This is a genomic window from Acidovorax sp. GW821-FHT10A04 (genome assembly GCF_059415825.1).
Genome location: NZ_JBWKNZ010000004.1, coordinates 402,978 through 417,169, shown reverse-complemented (window position 1 = coordinate 417,169; position 14,192 = coordinate 402,978). Strand labels below are relative to the sequence as shown.

The 14,192-nt window shown below is 69.5% G+C and carries 11 protein-coding genes; 8 read left to right on the top strand and 3 right to left on the bottom strand.

Annotation, left to right across the window (positions count from 1 at the left end):
* The first annotated feature begins 43 nt into the window (after positions 1-43).
* From smc to AC07PF_RS12120, 5 genes are all read left to right on the top strand, one after another.
* Complete coding sequence (gene smc / locus AC07PF_RS12140; protein ID WP_494612006.1) at positions 44-3,568, top strand: chromosome segregation protein SMC; 3,525 nt, start codon at positions 44-46, stop codon at positions 3,566-3,568.
* Positions 3,569-3,628: 60 nt separating this feature from the next.
* Positions 3,629-4,741 carry a hypothetical protein gene (locus AC07PF_RS12135; protein ID WP_007859165.1) on the top strand — a complete coding sequence of 371 codons (1,113 nt, stop codon included), beginning with the start codon at positions 3,629-3,631 and terminating at the stop codon, positions 4,739-4,741.
* A 4-nt stretch (positions 4,742-4,745) separates the two neighbouring features.
* Entirely contained in the window at positions 4,746-5,288 is a 543-nt protein-coding gene (locus AC07PF_RS12130; RefSeq protein WP_494612005.1) for a hypothetical protein, read from the top strand.
* A 21-nt stretch (positions 5,289-5,309) separates the two neighbouring features.
* Entirely contained in the window at positions 5,310-7,418 is a 2,109-nt protein-coding gene (gene ligA / locus AC07PF_RS12125; RefSeq protein ID WP_494612004.1) for an NAD-dependent DNA ligase LigA, read from the top strand.
* Positions 7,419-7,523: 105 nt separating this feature from the next.
* Positions 7,524-9,938 carry a penicillin-binding protein 1A gene (locus AC07PF_RS12120; protein WP_494612003.1) on the top strand — a complete coding sequence of 805 codons (2,415 nt, stop codon included), beginning with the start codon at positions 7,524-7,526 and terminating at the stop codon, positions 9,936-9,938.
* Between the two features lie 12 nt (positions 9,939-9,950).
* Here AC07PF_RS12120 and AC07PF_RS12115 read toward each other — a convergent pair whose 3' ends face one another.
* Together AC07PF_RS12115 and AC07PF_RS12110 are read right to left on the bottom strand one after the other, a co-directional pair.
* On the bottom strand, positions 9,951-10,145 hold the full coding sequence (locus tag AC07PF_RS12115) for a DUF1737 domain-containing protein (protein ID WP_494612001.1): 195 nt from the start codon (positions 10,143-10,145) through the stop codon (positions 9,951-9,953).
* 17 nt (positions 10,146-10,162) lie between these two features.
* Positions 10,163-10,720 carry an NUDIX hydrolase gene (locus tag AC07PF_RS12110; RefSeq protein WP_494612000.1) on the bottom strand — a complete coding sequence of 186 codons (558 nt, stop codon included), beginning with the start codon at positions 10,718-10,720 and terminating at the stop codon, positions 10,163-10,165.
* Positions 10,721-10,922: 202 nt separating this feature from the next.
* On the opposite strand from AC07PF_RS12110, the gene AC07PF_RS12105 reads away from it, so the two are divergent.
* Genes AC07PF_RS12105 through AC07PF_RS12095 form a run of 3 tightly spaced genes read left to right on the top strand, consistent with a single transcriptional unit; the run spans position 10,923 to position 13,796 of the window.
* Positions 10,923-11,753, top strand: coding sequence for a MipA/OmpV family protein (locus AC07PF_RS12105; RefSeq protein WP_494611999.1), 831 nt, complete (start codon positions 10,923-10,925; stop codon positions 11,751-11,753).
* Positions 11,750-12,436 (top strand): response regulator transcription factor, encoded by a 687-nt coding sequence (locus AC07PF_RS12100; RefSeq protein WP_494611998.1) that lies wholly within the window; start codon positions 11,750-11,752, stop codon positions 12,434-12,436. Before AC07PF_RS12105 ends, AC07PF_RS12100 begins: the two co-directional genes overlap by 4 nt.
* Positions 12,405-13,796, top strand: a complete 1,392-nt coding sequence (locus tag AC07PF_RS12095; RefSeq protein ID WP_494611997.1) for a sensor histidine kinase — start codon at positions 12,405-12,407, stop codon at positions 13,794-13,796. Before AC07PF_RS12100 ends, AC07PF_RS12095 begins: the two co-directional genes overlap by 32 nt.
* Here AC07PF_RS12095 and AC07PF_RS12090 read toward each other — a convergent pair.
* Positions 13,781-14,182 (bottom strand): hypothetical protein, encoded by a 402-nt coding sequence (locus AC07PF_RS12090; RefSeq protein ID WP_494611996.1) that lies wholly within the window; start codon positions 14,180-14,182, stop codon positions 13,781-13,783. The genes AC07PF_RS12095 and AC07PF_RS12090 overlap by 16 nt on opposite strands.
* Positions 14,183-14,192: the final 10 nt, after the last annotated feature.

Sequence of the window (14,192 nt, the reverse complement as noted above, 5' to 3'; positions counted from 1 at the left end):
GCGCCCTCTTGCGCCACCCCCATTTTTGCCTGCCCCCTGACACGTGCGTCTCACCTCCATCAAGCTTTCCGGCTTCAAGTCCTTCGCTGAGCCCACCAATTTCATGCTGCCGGGGCAACTCGTGGGCGTGGTGGGCCCCAACGGCTGCGGCAAGTCCAACATCATGGATGCGGTGCGCTGGGTGCTGGGCGAGAGCAAGGCCAGCGAGCTGCGCGGCGAGTCCATGCAGGACGTGATCTTCAGCGGCACCACCACCCGCAAGCAGGCCAGCCGCGCCAGCGTGGAGCTGGTGTTCGACAACTCCGACCACCGCGCTGGCGGCCAGTGGGGCCAGTACGGCGAGGTGGCGGTGCGCCGCGTGCTCACGCGCGACGGCACCAGCAGCTACTACCTGAACAACCAGCCCGTGCGCCGCCGCGACGTGCAGGACGTGTTCCTGGGCACGGGATTGGGGCCGCGCGCCTACGCCATCATCGGCCAGGGCACCATCAGCCGCATCATCGAATCGCGCCCCGAAGAGCTGCGCCTGTTCCTCGAAGAGGCGGCCGGGGTCTCCAAGTACAAGGAGCGCCGCCGCGAGACGGAAAACCGCCTGTCCGACACGCGCGAGAACCTCACGCGGGTGGAAGACATCCTGCGCGAGCTCAACGCCAACCTCGAAAAGCTCGAAAAGCAGGCCGAGGTGGCTGCCAAATACAACGCGCTCAATTCCGACGCCACGCTCAAGCAGCACCAGCTGTGGTTCTTGAAGCGCGCCGATGCCGAGGCCGACCAGGCCAAGGTGCGCCTGGATGGCCTGCAGGCCGTGAACGACCTCGAGTCGCGCATGGCCGACCTGCGTGCCGTGGAGTCCGACCTCGAAACCATTCGCCAGGCGCACTATGCCGCTGGCGACCACGTCAACCAGGCCCAGGGCAAGCTCTACGAGGCCACGGCCGAAGTGGGCCGCCTGGAGGCCGAGATCCGCTACGTGGTGGAAGGCCGCCTGCGCGTGGAGCAGCGCCTGGTGACCCTGGCCGAGCAGATCGCCCAGTGGTCCGCACGCAAGGAAGAGGCCGACATCGAGCTGGAAAACCTCGCCGGTGCCGGCGTGGACGCCGAGGAGCGGGCCGAGCTGCTGGCCGCCCAGGTCGAAGAGCAGGCCATGCAGTTGCCCGACCTCGAAGACGCCCTGCGCCAGGCGCAAAGCCGCACGAGCGAGCAGCGCGCCAGCGTGGTCCAGGTGCAGCAGCAGATCGGCGTGCTGGCCGCCGAGCAGCGCAGCATCGACGAGCAGAGCCGCCAGTTCGATGGCCGCTACGAGCGCCTGCGCGCCGACCGCAACGCCCTTGCCGCACCCGACGAGGCGCGCCTGGCCAACCTGCAGGAGCAGCTGGACGAGGCCCAGGAACTGGCCGAGACCACCGAGGCGCGCCTGGCCGAGCTGCAGGAGGCCGTGCCACAGCTCGACGACGACCGCCGCGCCCGCCAGCAGGCCGTGAACAGCGAAAGCGCGCGCCAGGCCGATCTGTCTGCCCGCATGGAGGCCTTGAAGGCCCTGCAGGAAAAGGTCAAGACCGATGGCAAGCTGCGCCCCTGGCTGGCCAAGCATGGCCTCGACAGCCTGCAAGGCCTGTGGAGCCGCATCCACATCGAGCCGGGCTGGGAAAACGCCCTCGAAGCCGCGCTGCGCGAGCGCCTGGCGGCCCTGGAAGTAGGGCGCCTGGACATGGTGCGCGGCTTCCTGGGCTCAGGCGGCACCGATGCGCCACCCGCGCGCCTGGCCTTCTACAGCATGCCCTCCGCCGGCACGCCCGAAGTCGCTTCGCCGCATGCGCGCCTGTCGGACCTGCTGCGCATCCACGATGCCGGCCTGCGCGCCGTGCTGGTCGACTGGCTGCAGGGCTGCTACACCGCACCCACGCTGGACGAGGCCCTGAACCGCCGCAGCACGCTGCAGCCGGGCGAGGTGGTGTTCGTGCCCTCGGGCCACGCCGTCAGCGCCCACAGCGTGAGCTTCTACGCCCAGGACTCCGAGCAGTCGGGCATGCTGGCGCGCGCACAGGAGATCGAGCACCTCGAAAAGGAGCTGCGCGCCCAGGCCCTGATCGCCGAGGAGTCGCGCACCGCCCTGGTCCGCGCCGAAGCCGCATATGCCGATGCATCGCAGCGCCTGGTGGGCGCCCGCCGCGAGGCCACCGAGGCCCAGGGCCGTGCCCACGAGCTGCAGGTGGAGACCCTGCGCCTGACCCAACTGGCCGAGCAGACGCGGGCGCGCAGTGCGCAGATCGGTGCCGACATCGCCGAGATCGAGGCCCAGCTGTCCGATCTGCAGGAGCGCCGCGTGGCGGCCGAAGCCCGCTTCGAAGAGCTGGACATGCAGCTGGCCGACAGCCAGGAGCGCGAGGCGCAGCTGGGTGACCGGGTGATCGAGGCCGAGCGCAAGCTGGCCGCCTGCCGCGAGCAGCAGCGCACGCTGGAGCGCCAGGCGCAGGAGGCCACCTTCTCGCAGCGCAGCCTGGAAGCGCGCCGCGGCGAGTTGAACCGATCCATCGAGACCGCCAGCCAGCAGACCACCTCGCTCACCGACGAGCAGCAGCGCGCGCGCGATGAGCTGGCCCGCCTCTCCGATGCGGCTGCGCAGGGTGGCCTGCAGGCCGCACTGGAAGTGAAGATGGAGCGCGAGAAGGCGCTCGGTGCGCAGCGCAGCGAGTACGACGACCTGACCGCCAAGCTGCGCGCCAGCGACGAGCGGCGCATGCAGCTCGAACGCGCGCTCGACCCGCTGCGCGCGCGCATCACCGAATTCCAGCTCAAGGAGCAGGCCGCGCGCCTGGGCCTGGAGCAGTACACCACCCTGCTGGCCGACGCCCAGGCCGACCTGGAGGCCGTGGCCCAGTCGATCGCCGACGGCAACGTGCGCGTGGGTGGCCTGCAGGGCGAGATCGACCGCCTGCACCGCGAGATCGCCGCGCTGGGCGCGGTGAACCTGGCGGCGCTGGACGAGCTCAAATTGGCCAGCGAGCGCAAGATCTTCCTTGATGCGCAGACAGCCGACCTGACCGAGGCCATGAACACGCTGGAAGACGCGATCCGCAAGATCGACGGCGAAACGCGCCAACTGCTCTCGGGCACCTTCGACACGGTGAACGGCCATTTCGGGCGCATGTTCCCCGAACTGTTCGGCGGTGGCCAGGCCAAGCTCATCATCACGGGCGACGAAATCCTCGATTCCGGCGTTCAGGTGATGGCCCAGCCCCCGGGCAAGAAGAACCAGACCATCCACCTGCTGTCGGGCGGGGAGAAGGCGCTCACGGCCATCGCGCTGGTGTTCGCCATCTTCCAGCTCAACCCTGCGCCGTTCTGTCTGCTGGACGAGGTGGACGCACCGCTGGACGATGCCAACACCGAACGCTATGCCAAGCTGGTCTCCAGCATGAGCAAGGGCACGCAGTTCCTGTTCATCAGCCACAACAAGATCGCCATGGAAATGGCCGAGCAGCTGATCGGCGTGACCATGCAGGAGCAGGGCGTCTCGCGGATCGTGGCCGTGGACATGGAGTCGGCTCTGTCAATGGCCGATGCATGACATGATGACGATGACCCATTTCCCTTGCCCTCCTGTCTGCGCAGGACGGAATCGAGATCTATGAGCACATTGCAACTGAGTCTGGCCATCATCGGCGGCCTGGTGCTGGCCCTCATCGTGGCCTACAACGCCTGGACGTCGCACCGCAATGCCCCGCGGCGCGCCTCGCCCGAGGAGCCCGAGCACCTGGCCGACCCGGCGTTGCGCCAGGAGCCCGGCTTCGATGCCGGCGCCACCCAGCTCACGGCGGCGGAACTGGACAGCCTGGACCGCGGCCCCGACCCCTCGGTGCACACGGTGGATGTGCTCGACTCGCTGCAGATGCCGGTGCCGCCAACGTCGCTGGAGCGCCGCCCGGGGCTCGATCCGCTGATCGACGTGATCGCCACCCTGCAGCCCGAACTCATCGTCTCGGGCGATGCCGCGCTGGCCGCCATGCCGCCCACCCGCCGCGCCGGCAGCAAGCCCTTTTCCATCGAGGGCTACAACGAAGCCAGCCAGCAGTGGGAGACACCGTCGCCCGGCCAGCGTTACCAGAGCTTCCAGGCCGGCGTGCAACTGGCCAACCGCATGGGCGCGCTCAACGAGATCGAGTTCTCGGAGTTCGTCATGAAGGCCCAGGCCTTTGCCGATGCGGTGAACGCCGCCCCCGATTTCCCCGACATGCTGCAGGAAGTGGCCCGTGCCCGCGAACTCGACCAGTTCGCCAGCGACCACGATGCGCAACTGGCCTTCATGCTGCGTGCGCGCCAGGCCGCCTGGAGTCCTGGCTACATCCACCAGAACGCCGCACGCCTGGGCTTCGTCTCCGGTGCCATGCCGGGCCGCCTGGTGCTGCCCACGGGCAACCCGGGCCTGCCGCCTCTGCTCACCCTGGGCTACGACACGCAGGCGGCACTGGCCGACGACCCGGACCAGTCCGCGATCCGCGACGTCACCCTGAGCCTCGATGTCTCGCAGGTGCACCGTGGCGAGCAGCCCTTCACGCGCCTGCGCGAGGTGGCCGCCGCACTGTGCGAGGCCATGGACGGTGTGCTCTGCGACCAGAACGGCCACCCGCTGCCTGCCATGGCCATGGACCCGATCGCCGCCGACCTGGAGCTGCTGTACGACCAGCTCGACGGGCGCGAGCTGTCGGCCGGCTCGGTGCTGGCGCGGCGTCTGTTCAGCTGAGCCGATGGGACCGGACGGTTTGGGCTGGCGTGCACTTTTCTTTCCCCCGCTGGTCGAGCGCGACCAGGGGCTGTTCCGCCCTGGGCAACTGGCGCTGGGCGTGGCCAAGGCCGGCGTGCTCGTGGCTGCCGGCATCGGGGTGATCGCCTTTGGGCAGTGGTACCTTATGGGCGCGGTATACCTTGCGCTGGCCGCTTTCCTGGCCTGGCGCCAATGGCAGGACCGGCGCGCCTTCGGCCCGTTGGGCCGCCCGCTGGTGCGGGTGCGCGATGGCGTGGCCTTCTTCTCGCTGCCGTCGCGCCTCGTGCCCCGGCAGGTGGAGGTGGTACTGCAGGAGGTCAAGGCGCTGACCCTGCAGGGCGATGCCTTCCGGCGTGTCTTCGTCTTCGAGCGGCGCCATGGCGAGGCCACGCGCTTCACCACCGCCTACGGGGTTCATGACGAACGGGTGGTGGAGTTCCTGCGCCGGCAGATGCCGCCAAAGGTGCGCGTGGTCGTGGCGCAACCGTCTGCCGTGCTCGGCTCCATCCGGGGTGACGGATACTGAGCCCGGCGGGGCCCTCTGGCCATGACCGAAAATTTTGACCTTTTCTCTGCTCCAGCGCAGGATTCCAACGTGTTGCCAGCCACCCAGATACAAGCCTTGCGCGACCAGCTCAACCGCTGGGCGCACCAGTACTACGTGCTCGACGAGCCCACGGTGCCCGATGCCGAGTACGACCGCGTGTTCCGCGAGCTGCAGGCGCTGGAAGAAGCCCACCCCGATCTCATCACCCCCGATTCGCCCACGCAGCGCGTAATCGGGGGCGTCATGGACGGCCTGGCCCCGGTGCGCCATGCCGTGCCCATGCTCAGCATCCATACCGAGACCGATACCGAGGCCACGGGTGCCCAGGCCTTCGACGTGCGCGTGCGCCGCGAACTGGGCCTGGCCGAGTCCGACCCGGTGATCGAATATGTGGCAGAGCCCAAGTTCGACGGCCTGGCCATGAGCCTGCGCTACGAGGGCGGGCGCCTGGTGCAGGCCGCCACGCGCGGCGATGGCGAGGTGGGGGAGGACGTGACACACAACATCCGCCGCATCCGCCAGATCCCTTTGATCCTGCCGGCCGGCGTGCCGCCGCTGCTCGAGGTGCGCGGCGAGGTCTACATGCGCCGTGCCGATTTCGATGCGCTCAACGAGCGCCAGCGCGAGCAGGGTGGCAAGACCTTCGTGAACCCGCGCAACGCGGCGGCGGGTGCGGTGCGCCAGCTCGATTCGGGCATCTCGGCCCAGCGGCCGCTGAGCTTTTTCGCCTACGGCCTGGGTGCCACCACGCCCGCGAACGAGGGCGGGCGCGTATTTGCCACCCACTACGAGATGCTCCAGACGCTCAAGGAGTGGGGCTTTCCCGTGGCGGCGCAGGTACAGATCGCCAAGGGCGCGGCCGAGCTCGTGGCCTTCCACCAGCAGGTGGGCGCCTCGCGCGACCAGTTGCCTTACGACATCGACGGCGTGGTCTACAAGGTCAACCGCCTGGACCTGCAGCGCGACCTGGGCTTCAAGACGCGCGAGCCGCGCTGGGCCGTGGCCCACAAGTACCCCGCGCAGGAGATGGCCACGCGCGTCGAGGGCATCGACATCCAGGTCGGCCGCACCGGCAAGCTGACCCCCGTGGCGCGCCTGGCACCGGTGTTCGTGGGCGGCGTCACGGTGACCAATGCCACGCTGCACAACCTGTTCGAGATCCGCAAGAAGCAGGTGCGCGTGGGCGACACGGTGATCGTGCGCCGTGCTGGCGACGTGATCCCCGAGGTGGTCGGCGTCATGCCCGGCCAGCGCCCGGCCTACGTGCCCAACTTCCGCATGCCCAGGCAGTGCCCCGTGTGTGGCAGCGACGTGGTGCGCGAGCCCGGCGAGGCCAACCACCGCTGCACCGGCGGGTTGTTCTGCGCCGCGCAGCGCAAGGAGGCCATCCTGCACTTCGCCGCGCGCCGCGCCATGGACATCGAGGGCCTGGGCGACAAGCTGGTGGACCAGTTGGTGGAAGCCAACGTGATCCGCACGCTGCCCGACCTGTACCGCCTGGGGCTCACCTCGCTGGTAGCCCTGGAGCGCATGGCCGAGAAATCGGCGCAGAACGTGCTGGCCGCCCTGGAGAAGTCCAAGGAGACGACGCTGGCGCGCTTCCTGTTCGGCCTGGGGATCCGCCACGTGGGCGAGTCCACGGCCAGGGACCTGGCCAAGCACTTCGGCACGCTGGACGCCATGATCGGCGCCACGGCAGAGACCGCGGCCACGGTAGAGCAACTGCTCGAAGTGCCTGACGTGGGCCCCATCGTGGCGCAGAGTTTCCACACCTTCTTTCAGCAGCCGCACAACCGCGAAGTGATCGAGCAGCTGCGCGCCTGCGGCGTGCGCTGGCCCGAAGGCGCGCCGGCAGAGAAGGTCGCCCAGGTACTGGCCGGCAAGACCTTCGTGCTCACCGGCACGCTGCCCACCCTGGGCCGCGATGCCGCCAAGGACATGCTCGAAGCGGCGGGTGCCAAGGTCTCGGGCTCGGTGAGCAAGAAGACCAGTTACGTGGTCGCCGGCGAAGAGGCCGGCAGCAAGCTGGCCAAGGCCGAGGAACTGGGCGTGCCCGTGATCGACGAGGCGGGCATGCTGGCGCTGCTGGGCGGCGGCGATGCGGCCTGAGAACTTGCGCCGGTTTCCTGAGTCCCAGCTTGTTTCCCATCGGGCCGCCACCTTGTTTCCCTTGTCCCTGATTTTCCGTACGGATGCCCCTTGGGGGCTTGCCTGATGCCCCCCTTTCTCTCTTCCCTGGCGACCCGTCTGGCCCCGGGCTTCGGTCGCGCTTTGGCCTATGCGCGCGGTTCCCGGCGCCGCACCTGGCTGCTGGCCATCCTGGCCCTTCCGGTCGCCGTGGTGCTCTACACCCTGGCGCTGGTCCCGTTCACGCCCTCCATCAGCGACATCACCAAGGCCAAGACCGAGCGGCCCGCGCAGCTGATCTCTTCCGATGGCAAGGTGCTGTCCGAATACCGCTGGGCCAACCGCGAGTGGGTGGCGCTCAACCGCATTGCGCCGCACGTGGTCAATGCGCTCATCGCCACCGAGGACCACCGCTTCTACGAGCACTGGGGCATGGACTGGCGGCGCACGGCCTCGTCGGTGGTGCACACGCTGCGCGGCGACCCGCAGGGCGGCTCCACCATCACCCAGCAGCTGGCGCGCAACCTGTTCCCCGAGGAAATCGGGCGTTCGCGCACCCTGACGCGCAAGCTCAAGGAAGCGATCACCGCGATCAAGATCGAGATGGCCTACTCCAAGGACGAGATCCTGGAGACCTACCTCAACACCGTGCCGTTCCTGTACAACGCCTACGGTATCGAGATGGCGGCGCGCACCTACTTCGACAAGTCGGCCGACAAGCTCAACCTGCTCGAGAGCGCCACGCTGATCGGCATGCTCAAGGGCACGGCCTACTACAACCCGGTGATGAACCCCGAGCGCGCCCAGGCGCGGCGCAACACCGTGCTGGCGCAGATGGTCAAGCGCGACAAGCTCGACGAGGCCCAGTTCGACACCTTGCAAAAGCGCCCCCTGCGCGTGGATTTCGAGCGCCAGACCGAGGCCACGGGCCTGGCCCCGCATTTCGCCCAGCAGTTGCGCAAGACCCTGATCGCCTGGGCCGATGCCAACGGCTACAGCCTGCATGCCGACGGCCTGATGGTGCACACCACCATCGACTCGCGCCTGCAGGCCATGGCCAACCAGGCCGTGGCCAAGCAGGGCCGGCAGTTGCAGGGCATTGCCGACACGGCCTGGGCGCAGCGCAGCGCCTGGAACACGCAGTCCGACCTGGTGCAGGACTTCGTGCGCGACACCCCCGAGTACCGCACCGCGGTGGAGCAGGGCGCCACGCCCGACGAGGCACTCAAGACCCTGGTCGCCGACACCGCCTTCATGCGCACCCTGCGCCAGAACAAGACCCGCGTGCAGGCCGGCTTCATGGCCATGGACCCGGTTACCGGCCACGTGCTGGCCTGGGTGGGCAGCCGTGATTTCGGCCAGGACCCGTTCGACCACGTGCAGCAGGCACGGCGCCAGCCGGGCTCCACCTTCAAGCCCTTCGTCTATGGCGCGGCCTTCGAGCAGGGCGCGCTGCCCGGCGATACGCTGATGGACGAGGCCGTGGAGATCCCGCTGGGCGGCGGCCAGGTCTGGCGCCCCACCGACGGCGGCCCGCCGAGCGACGAACCCATGACCCTGGCCGATGGCCTGGCCCTGTCCAAGAACACCATCACCGCCCAGCTCATGCACAAGGTCGGCCCGGCCCACGTGGCCGAGCTGGCGCGTGCCATGGGCGTGCGCGAGAGCAAGCTGGAACTGGTGCCGTCGCTGGCGCTGGGCACCAGCCCCGTCACGCTGCGCGAGATGGTCTCGGCCTACGGCACCATCGCCAATGCCGGGCGCTATGTGTCGCCCGTGCTCATCACGCGCATCGAGGACCGCCATGGCAAGGTGCTGCAGACCTTCACCCCGCCTGCGGCCGAGAAGGTGCTGCCCGTCGGCGTGGCGCAGACCCTGCGCGCCACCATGCGCGGCGTGATCGACAAAGGCACGGGCCGTGCCATCCGCTCGCGCTACGGCATCCAGGGCGACGTGGCGGGCAAGACCGGCACCACGCAGGACAACACCGATGGCTGGTTCATCCTCATGCATCCGCGCGTGGTGGCGGGCGCCTGGGTGGGCTTCAACGACGGCCGCGTGACCTTGCGCAGCGATTACTGGGGGCAGGGCGCCCACAGTGCGCTGCCCATGGTCGGTGACTTCGTGCAGCAGGCCTTCCGCTCGCAGGTGCTCGACGGCAAGGACCGCTTCATCGATGAGGAAGACACCAGCGCCGTGGGCAATGCCATGGCCGGCATGCGCAACTGGGTGATGGACCTGTTCGGGCGCGATGCGCCAGGCCAGCAACCCAACCAGCCGGGTCAGCCCGGCGGCTACCCGCCCCCGCTGCCCCCGGGCACCCTGCCACCGGTGATCCGCGAGCCCGACCTGCAGCCCCTGCCCGATGCATCGCCGCAGCGCGTACCCGCGCCGCCGGCCGAACAGATGGTGCTGCCACCGATGCCGCCGGCCATGTCCCCGCAGGGGAGCATTCCACCCCCCGGCAGCACGCAGGTGCCGGGTGGCGAAACCCCTCCTTGAAGGGGACCCGCCTCAGGCGGGTTTCACGCTCGGCCAGACGATGGCCTGCGCCACGATCACGCGCTCGCCGTTGAAGGTCGCCGCCGGCGAGCCATACAGCTCGTAACCCAGCGCCAGGGCCTCGCTCACGCGGCGGCAGAACGCCGCGTCGTCGGGGCCGGTGAGCAGACGGTACGTTGGCAGGTTGTCGGGCGGGGTGCTGTTCATGGCGGGCCTCTCAGGAGTCACTCGATATCGATGCAGTGCAGCCCGAAAGCGCCGGCCCTGCGGTCGGCGAAATAGCACTCCAGCGTTTCCTTCACCGTGCGGAAAGCGATCTCTTCCCACGGGATTTCGGCTTCGGTGAACAGGCGCGCCTCGATGGTCTCGTGGCCGGGGTCGAACACCTCGCTTAGCAAGGTGGCGCGGTAGAAGAAATGCACCTGGCCGACGCGGCGCACGTTGAGCAGGCTGAACAGCGGGCCCATCTCAATCTGCGCGCCGGCCTCCTCATCGGTCTCGCGCGCGGCGCCCTGCGCGGTGGTCTCGTCCAGTTCCATGAAGCCCGCGGGCAGCGTCCACTTGCCCCAGCGCGGTTCGATGTTGCGCTTGCACAGCAGCACCCGGCCATCGGGCAGCACGGGCACCGTGCCCACCACGTTGAGCGGGTTCTCGTAGTGCACCGTGTGGCAGGCCGGGCACACGGCACGCAGCTTGGTGTCGCCGTCGTCGGGCAGGCGGTACACCACGGCGGTGCCACAGGCGCGGCAGTGTCGGATCGGGCTGCGGAAGGTGGTCGTCATGCGGTGGGATCGGTCGTGGAGCAGGCGGCCCCGGCGGCCATCCTCAGCTATGAAAATGAGAGTGTAGCGTCCCCGGCGGATGCGCGGGAATGGAGCGTCGGGGCACCGGCCACCCCGGGGCAGGCGGTGCCGCCCGGTAAGTCCTCGGTAAGAGGACCCACGGGAGCATGGCGGCCTTCCAACTTCCACCAGGGAACCGTTCATGCATGCATCCCCCACCTTCGCCTCCCGCTTCCAGGCAGGTGCCGTTCCATCGGCAGGCCTTGCTGCCGCCATCGCCGCGGCCGCGCTGGTCTTCCCGATCCAGGCCCTGGCCCAGGGGAAGCCGGGGGAGCCCGAAGGCTCTTCCTGGGGGCTGGGCCTGGGTTTGGCGAGCAAGCAGCAGGCCTACCGGGGCATGGACCGGGACACCAAGGCGCTGCCGCTGCTGCAGTACGAGAACCAGTACCTCAAGATCATGGGGCCGGGGGCGGAGCTCAAGCTGCCCGGGCTGCGCATCAGCGATACGCAGCGCCTTTCCTTCGGTCTCATCGGCAAGTACGATGGCTCGGGCTACGAGGCCAAGGATTCGCCCTTCCTGGCTGGCATGGCCGAGCGCGAGGGCGGCTTCTGGCTCGGCGGCCAGGTGAGGTGGGAGAATGACCTGGCCAACCTGTCCGCACGCTGGACGGCCGATGCCTCGGGCCACAGCAAGGGCCAGCAGTTCAGCCTGGGGGTCGAGCGCTCCTTTCGCCTGGGCCCGCAGCTCATGCTGAGCCCGCGCCTGGTGGCCACCTGGCAGGACCGCAAGACCGTGGACTATTACCATGGCGTGCGTGCCGGCGAGGCCCGGGCGGGGCGCGCGGCCTACCAGGGAGCATCGGGCGTGAACACCGAACTCGCGCTGCGCGGCATGTACCTGTTCGATCGCCAGCACTCGCTGTTCGTCGACGTGGGCGTGACGCGCCTGCACGCGGGCATCAAGAACAGCCCGTTGGTCGACCGTTCCAGCGAGAGCAATGTCATCCTGGGCTATATGTACCGATTTCGATGAGCCGCATCCTTCTGGTGGAAGACCATGAGCGCCTGGCCGGCCTGATCAGCAAGGGCCTGGCGGCCAACGGCGTGGCCGTGGACGTGGTGGACCGCGGCGACGCCGCCTGGGCGGCCCTGGCACAGGTGCCCTACCAGGCCATGGTGCTCGACCGGGGCCTGCCCGACGGCGATGGTCTGGCCCTGCTGCAGCGCATGCGCAAGGCCGGCCTGGGCGTGCCCTGCCTGGTGCTCACCGCGCGCGATGCGCTGCGCGACCGGGTGGAGGGCCTGGAGGCCGGCGCCGACGACTACCTGCCCAAGCCCTTTGCCATGGACGAGATGGTGGCCCGCGTGCGCGCGCTGCTGCGCCGGCCGGCGGAGCACCGCACGCTGGACCCGCAGGCCGGTGACGTGGTGCTGCGCACCGCCGAGGGCACCATGGGCTGCGGCGAGGAGGCCGTGACCCTGGCCCCGGCCGAGATGCAGATGATGCTGCTGTTGGTGCGCCGCCATGGCGATACCGTGCGCCGCGGCGCGCTGGAGGCCGCGGGCTGGGGCGTGGGCGAGGCCGTGACGCCGAATGCACTGGACGTGGCGCTGCACCGCATGCGGCGCAAGCTGCTGGCCATCGGCTCGGTGCAGCGCATCGTCAACGTACGGGGGCTCGGCTATGCGCTTCGCGAAGATGATCCGGCTCAATAGCCTGGGTACCAAGCTCATGCTCGCCTACCTGGCGGGCATGGCGCTGAGCATCGCCCTGCTCGTGGCGGTGGCCGTGGTGGTGCTGCAGGGAACCTTCCTGGCGCGCCTGGACCTGGCCGATGCGGCAGAGGAGATGGCTGGCAGGATCCTGTTCGACGGTGCGGGCCGGCCCGTGGACCTGCAGGTCGATGACGAGGACCACGACGTGGGCAACCTGGCCTGGGTGTTCGACAGCCTGGGGCGCGAGACGGCCTACCGCGTTCTTGACAGCGCGGGCAAGGTGGCCTTGCTGTCGCCCGCCGGTGCACAGTTCTGGCCCCAGGGCGGTGACCTGGACCGGCTGGCGCCCGGCGCCTTCGACTTCGAGCGCGAAGGCGTGGTCATGCATGGCATGACGCAGCGCCTTGAACGCGGCGGGGCGACCTGGTACTTCCAGATGGCGGCCAGCAACCGGTTCATGACGCTGCTGCACCGCGTGGCCATACCGTTGGTGGCCGGTGGCATCCTGGCATTCAGCCTGGTGCTGCTGGCCGTCTTTGGGCTGGGTGCCTTCATCACGCTGCGCTACACCTTGAGGCCCCTGCGCGAGGTGTCGGAGTCGGCGGCGGCGATCTCGCCGCGCTCGCTGCACGCGCGCCTGGACACCGGGGCCGTGCCGGCAGAGGTCGGGCCGCTGGTGGAAAGCTTCAACCGCGTGCTCGAGCGCGTGGAGCAGGGCTACCGCGTGCAGCAGGAGTTCCTGGCCAATGCAGCGCACGAACTCAAGACCCCGCTGGCGCTGATCCGCGCGCAGATCGAGCTGGAGCCGGGTGGCGGGGGCGGCAGCCGCGATGCGCTGCTGCGCGACGTGGCCTACATGTCGCGCCAGGTGCAGCAACTGCTGCTGTTGGCCGAGGCCAGCGAGACACACAACTACCAGTTCGGCATGGTCCGCGTGGAAGAGATCGCGCACGAGGCCGTGGCCTACCTGCAGCGCCGGGCCGAGGCGGCCGGTGTGCATATGGCCGTGTCCAGCACCGGCGCCGACCTGTGCTGGACAGCCGACCACGGCGCCCTGTTCACCTTGCTCAAGAACCTGCTGGAGAACGCCATCGAGCATGCACCCGCAGGCAGCACGGTGGACGTGGGCATCGAGGCCCATGCCCTCACGGTGCGCGACCACGGCCCGGGGGTGCAGGCCGAGCAGTTGCCGCTGCTGTTCGCGCGCTTTTGGCGCGGCGCCCACCGGCGCGACCTGGGCGCGGGGCTGGGCCTGGCCATCTGCCAGGAGATTGCGCTGGCGCATGGCGGCTCCCTCACGGCCGAGCCGGCCGGGCCCGGCCTGCGGCTGCGCCTGGCAGTGGGTCAGACCGGCCCATAGCGGCGCGGCCCGGCGAGGAAACACAGGCCCAGGCCCGCCGCAAGCGCGCTGCTGGCCACCTGGGCGCCGACCACCGGGGTGCCCGCTACGCCGGTCAACAGGCCGAAGAGGAACAGGTGCAACCCCCAGAGCACGCTGGTGTTGGCGATGTAGCGGCTGAGCGCACGGCCCGGCGGCTCGTGGTGGCGCAGCAGGTAACCCCTTTGCAGCCCATGGTTGGCGGCGAGCCCGCCGGCAAAGCCCAGGCCGCTGGCCAGCCAGGGGTGGGCGCCGGCCTGCAGCAGGGCCGCCATGGTCAGGCCGTGCAGCGCGGCGGCGGCAAGTCCCCGGGCCAGCACCTGGGCCGGAATTCTCGAATGCAGGGGGGCCAGGATGGCGGATGGCATGGTGGGGTTC